The following is a 19,410-nucleotide window of genomic DNA, read 5'->3' on the forward strand; positions in this document are numbered from 1 at the left end:
TATTAACTTAAATATTTTAGATATTGTAAAAATTTACATTCTACAAAGGGGGATAATACAAATGGAAATAAAATTAAGAAAAGTTGGGATAATTGGCGTTGGTCATGTTGGTGCTCATGTGGCTTTTTCACTAGTAACTCAAGGACTAGTAGATGAACTTGTTTTAGTGGATAGTAATAAACAAAAAGCTATTAGTGAAAGACATGATTTACTAGATGCTACAACATATCTACCACATAGAATAAATGTAATTGCAGGAGAATATGAAGATTTAGCAGACTGCGACATAATAGTAAATAGTGTGGGAAAAATTACAGAGTCTCGAGACAGACTAGATGAACTTCAACAAAGTGTGGATATGGTTGATTCATATATTAATAAAGTGATGAATGCTGGATTTAATGGCATAATAATAAATATTACAAATCCTTGCGATATAATAGCTTATCATATACAAAAGGTTACAGGTCTTCCTCATAATCAAGTCTTTGGTACAGGAACAGGTCTTGATAGCTCTAGATTTAGAAATGTTATGGCTCAGTGTACAGGAATAGATCATAAGTCTATTATAGGATATTCTTTAGGGGAACATGGAGACTCTCAAATGATTCCTTGGTCAGCTGTAAATTTAGGTGGAAAACCACTAAGTGAATTGGAAAAAGAAAGACCAGAAACTTTCGGAAGTTTAGATAAAAAAGATATAACATACAAAACAATAAAGGGTGGATGGTTTACTTATGAAGGTAAGAAGTGCACAGAGTTTGGTATAGCATCCACAGCAGCTAGATTTATAAAAGGAATTTATCATGATGAAAAATTTGTAACAACAGCATCAACATTACTAGAAGGTCACTATGGTGAAGAAGGATTATACATCAGTATTCCAGTAGTTATAGGAAAAAATGGAGTGGAAGATAAATACGAACTTAATTTAACAGAAGAAGAGTTAAAAGAGTTCAAACATTCTTGTAATGTAGTAAAAGAAAATATGTCTAAAATAAAATAGATAAAAAGGCCTTCATGAAGTTCATTCATTGAAGTAATTTAATTTTCAGGAAACAGGTTGTATTTATTTGAAATAAAGGTAATATATACCTATAACCTAGTAATACGGAGGATGAAAATGGTAAATAAAAGATTTAAAAAGTACATAGTTACTTTTTTAGCAGGGACTGTGATAAGTAGTTTTTTGGGTGGAACAATAATTGATGCAAATGAAATAAGCAACACAACTGCATCCCTACAAAAATCTACTGTAAAAGTAATTGACACGGGAAAGGCAACTATAGATGGAGTTAGTGTAAGAAGTAAAAATTCAGCCAGTGGAAAATACTTAGGTAGCCTTCGTACTGGCGATAAGGTGGAAATAGTAGAGAAAACTAATAATGGCTGGTACAAAATTAAATACAAAAACTCTTATGCATATGTGGGTAAAAGTTTTATAAAACTTAGCAATACAAAAACTGTAGATAATGTATTAAATACAGGAACAGTTTATAATGCTAAAAAATTGACAGTAAGAGAAAGTTGCTCAACAAGTTCAAAAGTTTTAGGATATTTACCAAAAGATACAAAGGTGAATATTGTAAGAGCCACTTCAACAAATTGGTACAAAATCAAATATAAAAACTCTTATGCTTATGTAAAAGGAAGTTACATAAAACTTACTCCAAGTATTAAAGTTATTAGTAGAGGAACTATTAACGCCACATCTGTAAATGTGAGAAAGAGTGCTTCTACATCATCAACTAAATTGGGAAGCCTATATAAAGGATCTAGAGTTCAAATAATAAAAAAACAATCAAATGGATGGTACAAAATTAGATATAAAGATTCAGATGCTTATGTTAGCAGCAACTATGTAAAGTTAAGTAATTCTAACTTAGCTAATAGAAAAAATTTAAATGACTTTTTATTTGTTGGGGATTCATTTACTGCAAGAATGGAAAAAACTATAAAAGGTAAAAATGAAATGGTTTATGTTCATGCCCAAGGAGGAAGTAGACCATCCTATTGGTTAGACAAAGTAGATGAAATGCCTGATAAAAATAGTATTGATAGTGTATCTTTATTAATAGGGGTAAATGGAGTGACTGTTTCCACAAATATAGTAGATACAAAAGCTCTTATAAATCAACTTGTTGCAAAATATCCAGACAAAACTATATATGTGCAAAAAGTATTTCCTGTGGGTAAAAACTTTACAGAAAATAGCCCAACAAGTCACAACAAAGCTATTAATGAGTATAATAAACAACTTAAAGACTTTTGCTCAACAAAATCAAATGTTAAGCTAATAAATGCTACAAAAGATTTTGTTGATAGTAAAGGATATCTTATTAGTACTTCTGATGGATTGCATATAGATAGTTCTAAAGAAGTAAAATTCTATAATAATATTTTTAGTGCTATAAAAAGTGCAGAGAAAAATTAAATAAAAAATTGAGAGAGATGCTTTCGTAGAAATTATTACTAAAGCATCTTTTTTCATTATGATGAGATTAAAAAAACAATTAATACTATGTAAATAAGATAGTTACTTATTTTTACAAAATTCATCAAAAAAATTTATAATATTTTACATAAGTATTTGACAAACTATCAGAATGTTTTTACAATATAAATATAAATACTTAGTTTAGTCAATAAACTAAATCATAAGAAGGAGTAATATTTTATAATAAGATCTATAAAATAACCATTTCAAGGGAGAATGATATGAATATAGAAAAAATGCAATTTGGCTCAACTAATGTTGGGGATAGCGTTTTCGCATTTAAATTAAAAAATAGTAATAATATGGAAGCTGTAGTTACTAATTATGGAGCTACATTAATAAGTCTTACTATTTCTAAGAACAATGAAAAAATAGACATGGTTCTTGGATACGACGATCTAAAAAATTATATTTCAAATCCAAAATTTTTTGGTTCAACTATTGGACCTAATTGTAATCGTATAAATAATGCATCCTTTATTTTAAATGATATAGAGTACAACTTAGAACAAAATGATAATAACAATAATTTACATAGTGGTGGAAAAGGATTTCACAATGTTGTGTGGAATTATTATATGAGTGAAAGAGAAAATTATGTTGAATTTACTCATTTTAACCCGGATAGAGCTCAAGGATTTCCAGGTGACTTAGAGGTAAAAGTTAGATATACTCTAACTGAAGACAATGAATTGAAATTATCTTACGAAGTAGTAAGTGACAAAGATACTGTTGTAAATTTAACTAATCACAGTTATTTCAATTTGTCAGGACATAAGAGCAAAGATGCAACTAATCAACAACTATGGATAAATTCGAAATACTTTACACCAGTAAAAGATAGTAAAGCCATACCAACAGGTGAAATTAAGTCTGTAAAAGGGACACCAATGGATTTCACAATTCCTAAAAAAATAAATTCACAGATTAATGAAAACTACAATCAACTACTATTTTGTGGTGGCTATGACCATAACTTTGTAATAGATAAGAAAGAAGACGGAATAGAAAAAATAGCAGAACTTTATGATGAAACTACAAATATTGCTATGGAAGTATATTCAGATAGTGAAGGGGTACAGTTTTATGCAGGAAACTTTATTTCTGGAGGCCCCACAGGAAAGGACAATACAGTATATGAAGACAGATGTGGCATTTGTTTAGAAACTCAATATTTCCCAGATTCAATTAACAATGAAAAATTCAAATCTCCTATTTTAAAAGCAGGAGATAAGTATAAAAGTACCACTATTTATAAATTTATAAACAAATAAATAAGTATAAAATAGGTTGTTTTAATTAGGAAAAGATATTTTAAATTAGTTATTAGTCAAATAAAATAACCTATTATTATAAAATATTAAAAAATTTAGGGGGAAAGCACTGATGAAAAAAATTTTTGGGAAAATATTAGCATTATCAATGAGTGTGATGCTAGTATTATCACTAACTGCATGTTCTAGTTCTGGTTCAGGATCTGGAGACAAAAAAGAAGGTGGAAAAATAGGTGTCGCTATGCCTACAAAAGATTTACAACGTTGGAACCAAGATGGTGAAAACATGAAAAAAGAATTAGAAGAAGCAGGATATGAGGTAGACTTACAGTATGCAAATAATGATATAGCTACTCAAGTTTCACAAATTGAAAATATGATAACTGGTGGATGCAAACTTTTAGTTATAGCATCTATAGATGGTGGTTCTTTAAGTACAGTTTTACAAGAAGCTAAAAATGAAGAAATCCCTGTTATAGCATATGATCGTTTAATAATGGATACAGATGCAGTATCTTATTATGCTACGTTTGATAACCACAAAGTTGGCCAAATACAAGGTCAGTATATAGTTGATACTTTAAAATTAGATAAAGAAAAAGGACCTTTTAACTTAGAATTATTCACTGGTTCTTCTGATGATAATAACTGCCGCTTCTTCTTTGGTGGAGCTATGGAGGTATTACAAAAATACATAGATGAGGGAAAATTAGTTGTTCAATCTAAACAAACAAAATTAGAAGAAGTTGCTACTCCAAACTGGTCAACTGAAGAAGCTCAAAAAAGAATGGATAACATATTAACAGCAAACTACACAGGAGATAAAAAAGTAGACGTTGTATTATCTTCTAATGACTCTGTTGCAAATGGTGTAACAAATGCTTTAAAAGCTGCTGGATATACAAAAGATAACTTCCCTGTATTAACAGGACAAGACTGTGATATAACTTCTGTTAAAAATATATTAAAGGGAACTCAATCAATGTCAGTATTCAAAGATACTCGTAAATTAGCAACTCAAGTTGTTAAAATGGTTGGACAAATAATGTCAGGTGAAAAAGTAGACGTAAATGATGAAAAATCATATGACAATGGAAAAGGTGTAGTACCAACTTATTTATGCGAGCCAGTATTCGCAGATAAAGAAAACTATAAAGAGTTATTAATAGACTCAGGATACTACACTGAAGATAAATTAAAATAAAATTGGCTTTGCTGTAGATAAGGCTAGGATTAAAAATTATTCATAAAGCAGATAATTTTTAATTTATTACTATAGGACAAATAAAATAGGGTAGATATAAGACATTATATTTACCCTTCTAAGTTAAAGGGGAGAGGTAATTGGCTGAAATAATATTAGAAATGAGGAATATTACCAAGGAATTTCCTGGAGTTAAAGCTTTAGATAATGTAAACCTTCAAGTTGAGGAAGGAGAAATTCATGCTTTAGTTGGAGAAAATGGAGCTGGTAAATCTACTCTAATGAATGTACTAAGTGGTGTGTACCCTTATGGTAGTTATACGGGAGATATAGTTTATAAAGGTGAAGTTTGTAATTTTAAAGAAATAAAAGATAGTGAGAAAAAAGGTATAGTAATTATACATCAAGAACTAGCGCTAGTACCTTATATGAGTATAGGTGAAAACATATTTTTAGGTAATGAACAAGGCAAAAAAATGGCAATAGATTGGAATAAAACTTATTCCGATGCAGAAGGATTATTAGAAGTTGTAGGACTTCAAGAATCTTCACAAACTTTAATAAAAGATATAGGTGTAGGAAAGCAACAGTTAGTTGAAATAGCAAAAGCTTTATCAAAGAGTGTTAAACTTCTTATATTAGATGAGCCAACAGCATCATTAAATGAACAAGAATCTCAAAAATTACTAGATTTATTATTGGAATTCAAGAAAAAAGGAATGACTTCCATAATAATCTCACATAAATTGAATGAAATATCTTATGTTGCCGACAAGATAACAATTATTCGTGATGGATCCACTATAGAAACTTTGGATAAAAAATTGGATGATTTTAGTGAAGAAAGAATAATTAAAGGAATGGTTGGTAGAGATTTAACTAATAGATTCCCCGTAAGAGAGAATATTCCAATTGGAGATGTTTGTTTTCAAGTGAAAAACTGGAACGTACATCATGAACAATTCTCGGGGCGTAAAGTAGTAGATAATGTTTCTATAAATGTACGTAAAGGTGAGGTTGTAGGAATATCAGGGCTTATGGGAGCTGGCAGAACAGAACTTGCAATGAGTGTTTTTGGAAAAAGTTATGGAACCAATATTAGTGGACAAATTTTTATTAATGGAAAAGAAGTTAAGTTAAATACTGTAAAAGATGCTATTTATAACAAATTAGCATATGTGTCAGAAGATAGAAAAGGAAATGGACTAATATTATCAAATCCTATTAGAGTTAATACAACTATGGCAAGAATGGATAAAATTAGTAATCACAATGTTATAAATAAAGATGAAGAGGTTAAGGTAGCTGAAGAATATAAACAAAAGCTGAAAACAAAGTGCACCACTATAGAACAAAACGTAGGTAATCTTAGTGGAGGAAATCAACAAAAAGTATTATTGAGTAAGTGGATGTTTGCAGAGCCAGATATTCTAATACTTGATGAACCTACTCGTGGTATAGACGTGGGAGCAAAATACGAAATTTACTGTATAATCAATAAATTAGTTGCAGCAGGAAAGTCAGTAATTATGATTTCGTCTGAATTACCAGAGATACTAGGAATGAGCGATCGTATTTATGTTATGAATGAAGGTAAAATTGTGGGAGAGCTTAACAAAGAAGAAGCAGACCAAGAAATTATAATGTCATGTATTTTGAAATCAAGTCAAGGAGCGTAGAGTTATGGAAAAAGCAAAAGAATTTAATAGTATGGACAAATTGAAAGTTTTTATGAAAAAAAATACTATGCTGATAGCTTTGGTTATAGTTACGTTGTTTTTCCAAGTTAAAACGGGAGGAACACTTCTAGCACCAAGAAACGTTACAAACTTAATATCTCAAAATGGTTATGTTGTTATACTTGCTGTTGGGATGTTAATGTGTATACTAACAGGCGGTAACATAGACTTATCTGTTGGTTCTATAGTAGCCTTAGTTGGAGCATTGGCAGGAACATTAATAGTAACTAAAGGCATGAATGTATATTTAGCTATTGCCATATGTTTAGCAGTAGGTATATTGATAGGTATATGGCAAGGATTTTGGATTGCATACGTTAGAATACCTGCTTTCATAGTAACACTATCAGGTATGTTACTTTGGAGAGGTGTAGCCTTAATGATATTAGGTGGATTAACTATTTCACCATTCCCAGAAAAATATTTGAATTTATTTAATAGTTATATACCAGATCCTTTTGGTGGTCAGATCAACATGATGTGTATGATAGTGGCTATAGTAGTTTGTGTTGTCTTGGTATGTGCTGAACTTATAAGTAGAAAAAATAGAGTTAAAAAAGGTTATTGTACAGGAAGTATGGCACAACTTTTAATTAAATTAGTAGTAATTTGTGCATTAATAGTATTTGCAGGATACAAGTTAGCAAATCATAAAGGTATACCAACTATACTAATCTTATTAGCAGCAGTAGTACTTATTTACTCATATTACACATCAAGAACTGTTAATGGTAGATACTTATATGCAGTTGGTGGAAATGAAAAAGCTGCAAAATTAAGTGGTATAGATACAAATAAAGTATTATTTAAATCTTATGTAAATATGGCATTTTTAAGTGCAATGGCTGCATTAATGTGTGTTGCTCGTTTTAACTCTTCTGCACCTACAGCAGGTATGAACTATGAATTAGATGCAATAGGAGCTTGTTTTATAGGTGGAGCATCAGCTTATGGTGGAACAGGAACAGTTGGAGGAGCAGTAATAGGTGCTATATTTATGGGTGTATTAAATAATGGTATGTCAATAATGGGTATAGATGCCAATATGCAAAAAGCAGTAAAAGGTTTAGTTTTACTTGCAGCAGTAGCATTTGATGTTATATCTAAGAAAAGAAAAGAATCTAAGTAGCAAATATGATTAATCATATTTGCTACTTAGAGCTAAGTTATCAATTTTAAGGAAGTTTTTACTAATAATGTAAACGCCACCTAATAAAATAGAATTATTTTGAAGTGTTGTTGGAACTATGTTTATATACTTAGACATACGGCTGTTCATACTATTTTTTATCTTTTCTATTATGTTAGGAAGATAAGTAGTTACGGCACTGTTTATGATAATAATATGAGGGTTGAAAGTATTTAAAATATTATTTACAGCTATAGACATATAATCAATAAAAGATTTAATAACTTGATTAGCTTCTATATCTCCATATAAATAATCTGAAATTAGAACATCAATATCTTTTATCTCTGAACCTTTTAGTTGAGAGTAATGTCGAAGAAGAGATGTTTCAGATACATATTGCTCTAAGCAACCATTATTACCACATGGACAAGGTTTTCCGTTTGGGACCACAATAGAATGACCAAACTCACCGGCAAAACCATTATAACCTGTATAAAGTTTATTATCTATAATTAGACCAAGACCAACTCCAGTATGTATACTTATATTTACTATATTGGAATAATCATTGAAGAAAGCTTTTTCACCTATAACAGATAGATTAGCTTCATTTTCTATATACACAGGAATATTAAAAGTATTGTTTAGATCAGAAGCTATATCTAGTCCAGTTAAATTGTAATAAGGTGTAAATATAATTTCATTATTAAAGGTAATACCATGAATACCAACAGTTATTCCAACAACACCGTATTTTGAATCAGGAACTAAAGTTATAATATGTTTTATTATGGCTTTAAGTTTTTCTAAAAGTGTTTCAGAATCTAAATTATTTTTATAATGAGAAGAGTAAATTTTCTCACCTTTTAAATCTGAAAGACATACAGCAATATACTCTGCGTTTAAATCTATGGAAATAGCATAAGCACATTTTTGGTTGAAGCACAAAAGTATAGGCTTACGACCCACGTGAGTATCTTTACTTCCAATTTCAATTACTAAAGAATGATCAATCAAATCTTGTACAATTGCAGAAATAGTGGCTTTAGTTAAATTCAGCTTCTTAGAAAGATCTGCACGAGATATGGGACCATAGTTTAAAATAGACTCAAGTATAAGATTGTTATTAATATTTCTAATTAATTCTTGACTTGCAGCAGCCATGTTAATCTCCTTTTACTAAATATAATGTTTAATATTATTTTATCACATAAAGAAGGTATATAGGATAAATTAGAAAATAGCAAGTAAAGGGCAAAAAAGATTTCAATATCTTATAAATAAGTATTATATTTTAAAATATTATTTAATTAGTTCAATCAATAAACAAATGGAGGAATGTTAATTATGAGTACAATAGTGGAAACAAAAACATATTTTAAAGGAATTGAAAAAGTAAATTATGAAGGGCCAACAAGCAAAAATCCTTTAGCTTTCAAATACTATAATCCAGATGAAGTGGTGATGGGTAAAACAATGAAAGAACACTGTAGATTTGCTATGAGTTATTGGCACACATTAACATATATGGGAAATGACCCATTTGGTGGAGCAACTATGCATAGACCTTGGGATCAAAGAGAAGATGCTATGGAAATAGCAAAAGAAAGGGTACATGCATCCTTTGAATTTATGGAAAAAATGCAAATACCATTCTTCTGCTTCCACGACGTGGACGTAGCTCCAAGAGGAAAAACTTTAGCAGAGACTAATGCTAACCTTGATGAAATAGTTGAAGTAATAAAAGAAGAAATGAAAAGAACAGGAATCAAATGTTTATGGGGAACTACAAATGCATTTGGTGATGATAAATTTGTTCATGGTGCTGGAACTTCTTGCAATGCAACAGTATTTGCTTATGCAGCAGCTCAAATCAAAAAAGCTATGGATGTAACTAAGGAATTAGGTGGAGTTAACTATGTATTCTGGGGTGGAAGAGAAGGATATGAAACACTTCTAAACACTGATACTGGATTAGAACTTGATAACTTAGCAAGACTTTTACAAATGGCAGTAGATTATAAGAAAGAAATAGGATTTGAGGGACAATTATTAATAGAACCAAAGCCAAAAGAGCCAACTAAACATCAATATGATTTTGATACTGCAACAGTTTTAGCATTCTTAAGAAAATATAACTTACAAAATGACTTTAAATTAAATATAGAAGCTAACCATGCTACACTTGCAGGGCACACATTCCAACATGAATTAAATCAATGTAGAATAAATGGAGTATTAGGAAGTGTTGATGCTAACCAAGGAGACTTAATGTTAGGATGGGATACAGACCAATTCCCAACAAACATTTATGATACTACATTAGCTATGTATGAAATATTATTAGACGGAGGATTTGACAAAGGTGGATTAAACTTTGACTCCAAAGTTCGTAGAGCTTCTTTTGAAGAATCTGATTTATTCTATTCTTATATAGCAGGTATGGATGCTTTTGCTAGAGGGTTAAAAGTTGCAGCTAGACTAATAGAAGATAGAGTGTTTGAAGATTTCAAAGAAAGAAGATATGCTTCTTATAAAGAAGGTTTAGGAAAAGATATAATAGATGGAAAAGTTGGATTTAAAGAATTAGAAGCTTATGCTCTAGAAAATGGAGTAACTCCAAATGTTTCAGGAAGACAAGAATTATTGGAAAGTAGACTAAATCAATATATAATGGAAACTAAATAGTAAAGTATTTTAAAGGTTGTAATAAATATGGCTTCTGCTTTCTTTACTACAACCTTTTTTATTTATTAGGAAATTAGGTAAAATTAAGTAATATAAATTTAGAATGTAAAACTTTAGAAAATAATGTGCAGGGGGATGCTTATGTATTATATAGGTATAGATTTGGGAACTTCAGCAGTAAAATTGCTTTTAATGGATGGTAGTGGCAAAATATGCAATATTGTATCAAAAGAATATCCACTATATTTTCCAAGGCCAGGATGGTCTGAACAAAATCCAGAAGATTGGTATGCACAAACTATGGCAGGCTTAAAAGAATTAATAAAAGATATAGATAAAAGCCAGGTAGGTGGAATTAGCTTTGGAGGGCAAATGCATGGACTTGTTATTTTAGATGAAAATGATGATGTAATAAGACCAGCTCTTCTTTGGAATGATGGAAGAACAAAAGAAGAATGCGACTATTTAAATGAAGTAATAGGTAAAGAAACTTTGTCAAAATATACAGCAAACATATCTTTCACAGGATTTACTGCACCTAAAATATTATGGGTGAAAAATAAAGAACCACAAAACTTTGTAAAAATTAAAAAGATAATGTTACCTAAGGATTACATAGCTTACAAATTAAGTGGTGTTCACTGCACAGATGTGTCAGATGCTTCAGGAATGTTAATATTTGATGTAAAAAATAGATGTTGGTCAAAAGAAATGATAGACATTTGTGGAATAAAAGAAGAGCAGTTAGCAAAAGTTTATGAAAGCTATGAAGTTGTGGGAAATGTAACTGATGAAATAGCTAAAGAGCTAGAAATACCAAATACAGTAAAAATTGTGGCAGGAGCTGGGGACAATGCAGCGGCAGCCATAGGTACAGGTACTGTGGGAGATGGTAGATGTAATATATCTCTTGGGACATCAGGAACTATATTTATATCTTCTAAAAACTTTGGGGTAGATTCAAATAATGCTCTACATTCTTTTGATCATGCTGATGGCAATTATCATTTGATGGGATGTATGTTAAGTGCAGCCTCTTGTAATAAATGGTGGAGTGAAGAAATTTTAAATACAAAGGATTATGCTAAGGAGCAAGAAGATATTACTAAACTAGGAGAAAACAATGTTTACTTCTTACCATATTTAATGGGTGAAAGATCTCCTCACAATAATCCAAATGCTAGAGGAACATTTATAGGAATGAGCATGGATACTTCTAGAAGTGATATGACTCAAGCAGTTCTTGAAGGTGTTGCCTTTGCTCTTAGGGATTCATTAGAAGTGGCAAAATCACTAGGTATAAATATAGAAAGAACAAAAATCTGTGGTGGTGGAGCAAAGAGTCCATTATGGAAGAAGATTATTTCAAACGTACTTAATTTAAAAGTTGATATGATAGAAAGTGAAGAAGGTCCAGCTTTAGGTGGGGCCATACTTGCAACTGTAGCTTGTAATGAGTTTGATAGTATTGAAGATGCAGTTAATAAATTAGTAAAAGTAACAGAGACTATAGAACCAGAAAAAGAATTAGTAGAAAAATATGAAGATAGATATAATAAGTTTAAAAAAATCTATCCAACAGTTAAAAATCTATACGATGAATTAATATAAAAAATAATGATGATAATTTTTAATTATCATCATTATTTTTTTGTTTTCACACAAAATTAATGATAGGTAAAACCTATAATAGTCATAAGAACTTACGATGTATAAATATCCTTTTTTATGTGAAAATAGGGGGTGTGCTATGGTATAATTTACTAATTGAAGTAAACTGGACTATAAAAGGGAGTGAACGCAATGAATAATTTAAACGAAGAGTTATTAGCTGAAATAGCTGATTTTAGATCAATGGGTCACAGATTTGAAAGAAAAGAAATATCTGCCCTAGAATTTAAGGGTACTTCAGGTGGAATGGGTGTATATGCACATCGTGGTGGAGAAGAGTTCATGATAAGACTTAGAATACCATCTGGAATATTAAACGTTGAGCAACTAAAATTAATTTATAAATTTGCCAGTGAAAGAAACTTAGATAGTGTACATACTACTACACGTCAAGCTGTTCAATTACATGGCTTAAGTATGGACGAAGTTTGCGATATAATGGAAGAAGCACTTCAACACAACATGTATACAAGAGGTGGAGGAGGAAACTTCCCAAGAAATGTTTCTATTTCACCCCTAAGTGGAGTTGATAAAGAAGAAGCTTTTGATGTAAGCCAATATGCTAAAGCAGTAAACGAGCATTTTATGAAAAAAATAACTACTTACAAATTACCTAGAAAGTTAAAAGTATCTTTTTCGAGTAGTGAAAGTGATAGAGGTAATGCTCAAATAGCAGATTTAGGATTTATAGCTACTAAAAAGGATGACAAAGAATTTTTTAAAGTTTATTTAACAGGTGGACTTGGAAAAAATCCTCTTAAATCAGCTGAATTTGGGGAGTTAATAAAACCAGAGGAAGTTTTATATCATGTAGAAGCTATGACTAACTTATTTATTGAACAAGGGGATTACTCAAATAAAAATAAAGCTCGTACTAGATATATACAAGCAAGAATGGGTGAAGAAGCATTAATAGAGTGTTATAAAAAACATTTAGCTCAGGTTATGGAAAAAGAAAATTTAGATTTAATTGTAAATAAAAAAGAATACAACAAAAAAGGTATAAAAACTGATTTAGTTCATCCTAGATTAATAGAACAAAAACAAGAAGGACTATATACAGTTTACTTCCATCCAATTGGAGGAATCTTAAAATTAGATACTCTAAAATCAATAATCCACAATATAGAAAATGTAGAAGATGTTGAAATAAGACTATCAATGAGTGAAGGTATATATATAAGAAACTTAAATGGAATTGAAGCAAAAGAATTAATAAAAACTACTCAAAACTTAGGTGGAGAAACTCTATTAGCTCAAAGTACAGCATGTATAGGTGTACCAACATGTCAAATAGGTATTGGTCATAGTCAATACTTACTAAATGAAATATTAGAGTATTTTAAATCAAAAGGTTTAGAAAAAGATATATTACCATCAATTCGTATTTCTGGATGTAACAATTCATGTGGAACACACCAAATAGGAACTCTTGGTTTTGCTGGTAAGAAAAAAAGAGTCAATGATGTTTCAAAAGAAGCATTTGAACTTCATATGGATGGAAGACATGGAAAAGATGGAGCAGTTTTAGGTAAAAAAGTTGGAGATATAATAAAAGAAGATATTCCTAAGTTCTTATATGATTTAGCTTTGGAAATAGATAATTCAAAAACAACATATGAAGAATTTATAAAAAATAATAGAGAAGATTTAGATAAAATAATAAACAAATATTTAGTATAGTACTGATAGAGTGTAGAGTAATTTACACTCTTTTTTATATGTTAGAAAATTATAGTTTGATTTGCTATTTAAGCAAAGGTGGTTGGCAAGCTGGATAAATAAAAATATATACGACAAATTTAGTCACATTATTTACTATTTAGTAGTATATATAATTAGGCTACTAAATAATAAGGTGATATATTATGTCAAATAAAAATTGTAATAGAAAAAATCTCCTGATTAAAGAATTTAAACATGATTGGGATGAACTAAATATATCCTTTAAATCACTAATTATGGTGGGAATAGTATTATTTTTAGTGGTAGTATTAATTGCTTTTTTTAGTGATGGAGGTAATGGAGTTAAAAATTCATTGGAAGTAGTATTTAGATCAACTTTAGCCTCCGTATTTGGATTTCTCTTAAGTTCTAATATTAAGTTTAATAAAAAAGAGAAAAAAATAAAAATTGAAGAGATAAAAGGTGAACTAAACAAGCTAGAACAAGAACTAGATAATTTAGATGAAGATTTAGGAAAAGAAAATACACAATGTGAATTAGAACCATATTACAGTTATAAAGATATTAATCTAGTTCAAATAACTATAGCACTGGGAATATCTATAATATGTATATCTGTTTTAAGTATTTTAATGCTAACTAATAATTTAGAAAATATGCAAACTATATCTCAAATTAGAGATTTAATGTGTAGTTCAATTGGATTTTTAATAGGTGAATCTGGTAAAAAGTAGATATACATTATCATATATTTTTTTATAAAAGCCCGACTAAGTAGATAATATAAATAATCTATTTAGCCGGGTTTTAATTTTTATATAAATTTACCTTGACTTGGAGTCTACTCCAAGGGTTATCATAAAATTAAAATAGTGAAATTTTATAAAGTGATAAAATAAATAATTAAAGTTATGAAAAAAATTATAAAATATGTAAATTATAAGAATATGAAAGGAACATGCTTATGACAATTACAGAAGTAAGTAAAAAATATGGATTATCAGCAGATACACTAAGATATTACGAAAGAGTGGGGCTAATACCAACAGTAAATAGAAATAAAAGTGGTATAAGAGATTATACTCAGGAAGATTGCAACTGGGTTGAGTTTATAAAATGTATGAGAGGAGCAGGACTTCCAATAGAAGTTTTAATAGATTATGTTACTATGTTTCAGCAAGGGGATTCAACTGTTGATGAGAGAAAAGCATTACTAATAGACCAACGTAGAGCTTTAGCTGAAAAAATAGAAGAAATGAACAAAACCTTAGAACGTTTAGATTACAAAATTGATTTATATGAAAAAGGTTTAATAATGAGTGAAAAAGAATTAAGAGAAAAAAATCAATAATTTAAAGAGCCTAGCTACTAAGTATCGAGGCTCTTTCCATATGTTTATTTTTAAAGGCATATTTTGAATTGTATAGAACTTAAATGAATACTATTTATAATACGGATAATAAAAAATAAGCAATTGGAGGTAGTATAATGAAAACTAAAAAACTAGGATTTGGTCTTATGCGTTTGCCACTTATTGATAAGGATGACCAGGGAAGCATTGATATGGTCAAATTTACTTCTATGATAGATGAATATATGAAAAATGGATTTACTTATTTTGATACAGCATATCCTTATCATAATGGAAATAGTGAAATAGCATTTAGGGAGGCAGTAGTAAAAAGATATCCAAGGAATGCTTATACTATTACAGATAAATTACCAATGTTTATGATAAATGAAAAGTCTCAGATCCCTAAAATATTTAATGAGCAGTTGATAAAATGTGGAGTAGAATATTTTGATTACTACTGGTTACATGGAATAGGAGACCAAACATATTTATTATCAGAAGAAATGGGTGCTTTTGAATTTATTAAAGAAAAAAAATCAGAAGGAAAAATTAAACATATTGGTTTTTCTTTTCATGATAGCGCAGAAGTACTTGATAAAATACTTAGGAATCATCCAGAAGTGGAATATGTACAATTACAAATTAACTATATAGATTGGGAAGACGATATTGTTCAATCAAGAAAATGTTATGAAGTGGCGAAAAAACACAATAAGCCTGTAATTGTTATGGAGCCAATTAAAGGAGGTTCTTTAGCTAATATTTCACCAGAGGCAGAGAAACTATTTAAGGAAGAGAATAGTCAACTTTCCACAGCATCTTGGGCAATAAGATATGCAGCATCCATTGATAATGTAATGGTTGTATTAAGTGGAATGAGTAATAAAGAACAACTCCAAGATAATATAAGTTATATGAAAGAATTTCAACCATTGAGTGAAAGGGAGAAAAAAATTATTGAAAAAGCAGGTGCTATAATAAAGTCAAGTATAGCAATTCCTTGTACATCATGTCATTACTGTACAGAAAATTGTCCTAAAAATGTTGCAATACCTGAATGTTTTTCAATATATAATAATCTTAAAAGGTTTGGATCATTACAACTTAACTTTTCACTGGTGTGCTATGAAAACTTAAAGGAAAAACATAGAGATGCATCACAGTGTATAGAATGCAAACAATGCGAAAATGTTTGCCCGCAACATCTTCCAATAACAACATATTTAAAAGAAATTGCCAATGAATTAAAATTTAATGAATAAAAAAGTGGAAAAAAATCTAAAAAAATTATAAAATGGCAATATAGATTAACAAACTAGGGGGAAGACAATGAGTAATAAATTGTATTTAGAATGTTACAGTGGAATTAGTGGAGATATGACAGTTGCAGCCTTATTGGATTTGGGGGCTAGTGAAGAGGTTTTAAATAAAGCTTTGAAAAGTTTACCAGTTAAAGGTTTTAAAACAGAAATAAGTAGAGTAATAAAAAGTGGATTAGACGCTTGCGACTTTAACGTAATATTAGATGATAAACATGAAAACCATGATCATGATATGAACTACCTTTACGGTGGCAATGACCACAGTCATGACCATCACCATGAACATGAACAAGATCATCATCATAGTCATGAAGAGGAACATTCTCATGAACACAATGACCACCATCATGAACATCGTGGATTATCAGATGTAATTTCTATTATTGAAAAAGCTGATATTACAAATAATGCAAAACAAATTGCAGTGAAGATTTTTAATATATTAGGGGAAGCAGAAGCAGCAGCTCATGGAGTTAGCATAGATGAAGTGCATTTTCATGAGGTTGGGGCAGTGGATTCTATAGTAGATATAATAGCTGTAGCAGTGTGTTTAGATAATTTAGAAATAGAAGAAGTAGTTGTACCAGTACTATATGAAGGATGTGGGTTTATTCGTTGCCAACATGGGGTAATACCAGTTCCAGTGCCAGCAGTTTCTAAAATTGTAGCAAATAATAATCTAAAACTTCGTCTTACAAATATAGAAGCAGAATTAGTAACACCTACAGGTGCTGCTATTGTGGCAGCTATTAAAACTGAAGATAAGCTCCCAAAAGAGTTTTCTATTAAAAAAATAGGTTTAGGAGCAGGTAAAAGAACATACGAAAGACCAAGTATATTAAGAGCCATGCTTATAGAAGATGAAAGTGAATATAAGGACTTTATTGTAAAGTTAGAAAGTAATATAGATGATTGTTCAGGAGAAGCTTTAGGATATGTAATGGAACGTTTATATAAAGCAGGAGCTAGAGATGTTCACTATATGCCAGTATTTATGAAAAAAAATCGTCCTGCTTATCAATTAAATGTTGTTTGTAAAGAAGAAGATGTACCTAAATTAGAAGATATTATCTTTGAAGAAACTACAACTATTGGAATTAGAAAACAAAGAATGGAAAGAAGTATTTTAAAAAGAGAAATTAAAAAAGTTCAAACTTCACTAGGAGAAGTAGCAGTAAAAATCTGTCACATATCTAGAGGAAAAAGAATTTATCCAGAGTATGACAGTGTAATAGAACTATGCAAAAAACACAATAAGCCATATCAAGATGTATACCAAATTATAGTAAAAGAATGTAGCCATGAATTAAATTAATACTTGTTAAAAAAGACTTTGAAACATATTAAAACATGTTTTCAGAGTCTTTTTTATATGAAAATACAAATTTAGATTAATATATAATAGGGTATAATAATTTTTGTATTATAGTAATAATATTGAGAAAAAATAAGTTATGAAAGTATAAATGAAAAATAAGGAGATCTATTTATAATGAAAGAATATTACTGCCCACATTGTAAAAGCAAACTAGAAGTTTTAGATGGATGAGGAAGTATAAGCTATTATTGCCAGGAGTGCAATATGATCATATCTAGGAAAAAGATTTTAACAAAAGAAGAGATTTGTGAGGAAGAAAACAAGTGATATAAAACAACTTATACAAATAAAGGTATTTATAAACATTTATAGAATAATATGTCTAAAGAACTTATTTGAGCATTGTGGTGGCCTGAATTAGTAACGAAATTGCCTCGTTGGCTATATAAATTGTAGCTGTCTCAAGTTAAGTTAATTTTCTATAGATGGAGGAAAATAATGGTGGAAATTAAAATAAAGTATACAAATAAAGAACTAGATTTTACTTCAAAAAAAGAATATATAAAAGAAAATATATTGATACACTACGGACAATTAGCGGCTAAAAAGGCATCTACTCCAATATCTATGTCAGATTCTTCAATACTTATGGATTTAGAGAGTGAAATGTGCTTAAAAATACTAAATACTTGGGAAATTAATAAATACAATTTAGATGCTGAGCAGATTTTAAGTGAAAATATTTTATTGAACAGAGAAAAATTTATTTACAAAATGCTTCTTGGAAAAATATTAAGATTGATACCTGGAGGCGTTACTATTATATCTATAGGTATTAATAATTCTATTGCAAGGAGATTTACACAAGCTTTAGGCTATGCAGTATCAGAATTGTGTTCATCTTACATCAATTTAGCAGTAAATGAAGAACATGTTGAAGCAGCAGAGATTTTCACAAAAGAAGCATTAGAAGATTTAATAGAAAGCTACTTAATAGAATATAATAAAACTGTATTAAACTAGACAAGTATGAAGTAGAAGATAATTATTTTATCTTCTACTTTTTTAGTATTAAGGAAAAAATAATAAAATTATTACAACTATATTGCAAAACAAGATAGAGTGGAGTATATTATAATTATAGTAGGTTGTAATACAAGTTACCTCGCTATCTTGTACTACAACATAGGAGGTATAAAATGAATTCAACACAAATGTTAAAGGGCATTTTAGAAGGATGTTTGCTGGCTGTTATATCAGAAGAAGAAGTATATGGATATGAAATGACCCAAAAATTAGAGTTATATGGATTCAATATGGTTAGTGAAGGAAGTATATATCCATTATTAATAAGAATGAAAAAAGAGGGGTTAGTTACAACAACTACTAAATCATCAGAAAGTGGTCCAAAGAGAAAGTACTACTCTTTAACAGATAAAGGTAGGGAGCAGTTAGATGATTTTATGGTAATATGGCAAGGCATATCTACTAGTGTAAATAAATTGTTGGAAGGGAAATAAGGAGG

General features: G+C 29.7%; 16 protein-coding genes. 15 read left to right on the forward strand and 1 reads right to left on the reverse strand.

The genetic code is table 11. From position 1 onward, the window contains the following. Positions 1-61 precede the first annotated feature (61 nt). From JW646_RS12485 to mmsB, 6 genes are all read left to right on the forward strand, one after another. Positions 62-1,006, forward strand: coding sequence for an L-lactate dehydrogenase (locus JW646_RS12485; RefSeq protein WP_074914562.1), 945 nt, complete (start codon positions 62-64; stop codon positions 1,004-1,006). A gap of 117 nt (positions 1,007-1,123) precedes the next feature. Further along, a complete protein-coding gene (locus tag JW646_RS12490; RefSeq protein ID WP_228415350.1) occupies positions 1,124-2,434 on the forward strand; it encodes an SH3 domain-containing protein in 1,311 nt (436 codons plus the stop codon). Positions 2,435-2,718: 284 nt separating this feature from the next. Then, positions 2,719-3,771 carry an aldose epimerase family protein gene (locus JW646_RS12495; protein WP_228415351.1) on the forward strand — a complete coding sequence of 351 codons (1,053 nt, stop codon included), beginning with the start codon at positions 2,719-2,721 and terminating at the stop codon, positions 3,769-3,771. Positions 3,772-3,883: 112 nt separating this feature from the next. Beyond that, a complete protein-coding gene (gene chvE, locus JW646_RS12500) occupies positions 3,884-4,975 on the forward strand; it encodes a multiple monosaccharide ABC transporter substrate-binding protein (RefSeq protein ID WP_074914566.1) in 1,092 nt (363 codons plus the stop codon). Positions 4,976-5,115: 140 nt separating this feature from the next. Next, positions 5,116-6,654 (forward strand): multiple monosaccharide ABC transporter ATP-binding protein, encoded by a 1,539-nt coding sequence (gene mmsA, locus JW646_RS12505; RefSeq protein ID WP_074914569.1) that lies wholly within the window; start codon positions 5,116-5,118, stop codon positions 6,652-6,654. 4 nt (positions 6,655-6,658) lie between these two features. After that, positions 6,659-7,843, forward strand: a complete 1,185-nt coding sequence (gene mmsB, locus JW646_RS12510; RefSeq protein WP_148556042.1) for a multiple monosaccharide ABC transporter permease — start codon at positions 6,659-6,661, stop codon at positions 7,841-7,843. Between the two features lie 9 nt (positions 7,844-7,852). On the opposite strand, the gene JW646_RS12515 is transcribed toward mmsB, so the two are convergent. Beyond that, a complete protein-coding gene (locus JW646_RS12515) occupies positions 7,853-9,010 on the reverse strand; it encodes an ROK family transcriptional regulator (RefSeq protein WP_148556043.1) in 1,158 nt (385 codons plus the stop codon). Between the two features lie 183 nt (positions 9,011-9,193). Here JW646_RS12515 and xylA point away from each other — a divergent pair, with 183 nt between their 5' ends. From xylA to JW646_RS12560, 9 genes are all read left to right on the forward strand, one after another. Beyond that, complete coding sequence (gene xylA / locus JW646_RS12520) at positions 9,194-10,534, forward strand: xylose isomerase (protein WP_074914573.1); 1,341 nt, start codon at positions 9,194-9,196, stop codon at positions 10,532-10,534. A gap of 141 nt (positions 10,535-10,675) precedes the next feature. Next, complete coding sequence (gene xylB, locus JW646_RS12525) at positions 10,676-12,145, forward strand: xylulokinase (protein WP_228415352.1); 1,470 nt, start codon at positions 10,676-10,678, stop codon at positions 12,143-12,145. Between the two features lie 192 nt (positions 12,146-12,337). Next, entirely contained in the window at positions 12,338-13,888 is a 1,551-nt protein-coding gene (locus JW646_RS12530; protein WP_228415353.1) for a nitrite/sulfite reductase, read from the forward strand. A 185-nt stretch (positions 13,889-14,073) separates the two neighbouring features. Then, positions 14,074-14,625, forward strand: coding sequence for a hypothetical protein (locus tag JW646_RS12535; protein ID WP_074914581.1), 552 nt, complete (start codon positions 14,074-14,076; stop codon positions 14,623-14,625). Between the two features lie 230 nt (positions 14,626-14,855). Continuing rightward, positions 14,856-15,242, forward strand: a complete 387-nt coding sequence (locus JW646_RS12540; RefSeq protein ID WP_074914584.1) for a MerR family transcriptional regulator — start codon at positions 14,856-14,858, stop codon at positions 15,240-15,242. A 137-nt stretch (positions 15,243-15,379) separates the two neighbouring features. After that, a complete protein-coding gene (locus tag JW646_RS12545) occupies positions 15,380-16,507 on the forward strand; it encodes an aldo/keto reductase (protein ID WP_228415354.1) in 1,128 nt (375 codons plus the stop codon). Positions 16,508-16,574: 67 nt separating this feature from the next. Beyond that, on the forward strand, positions 16,575-17,882 hold the full coding sequence (larC, locus tag JW646_RS12550; protein ID WP_228415355.1) for a nickel pincer cofactor biosynthesis protein LarC: 1,308 nt from the start codon (positions 16,575-16,577) through the stop codon (positions 17,880-17,882). A gap of 501 nt (positions 17,883-18,383) precedes the next feature. Next, positions 18,384-18,908, forward strand: coding sequence for a hypothetical protein (locus tag JW646_RS12555; RefSeq protein WP_074914591.1), 525 nt, complete (start codon positions 18,384-18,386; stop codon positions 18,906-18,908). A gap of 176 nt (positions 18,909-19,084) precedes the next feature. Further along, positions 19,085-19,405, forward strand: a complete 321-nt coding sequence (locus JW646_RS12560; protein ID WP_074914594.1) for a PadR family transcriptional regulator — start codon at positions 19,085-19,087, stop codon at positions 19,403-19,405. Positions 19,406-19,410: the final 5 nt, after the last annotated feature.

Source organism: Terrisporobacter hibernicus, assembly GCF_020809405.1.
In the GTDB taxonomy this organism is placed as follows: Bacteria; Bacillota; Clostridia; order Peptostreptococcales; family Peptostreptococcaceae; genus Terrisporobacter; species Terrisporobacter petrolearius.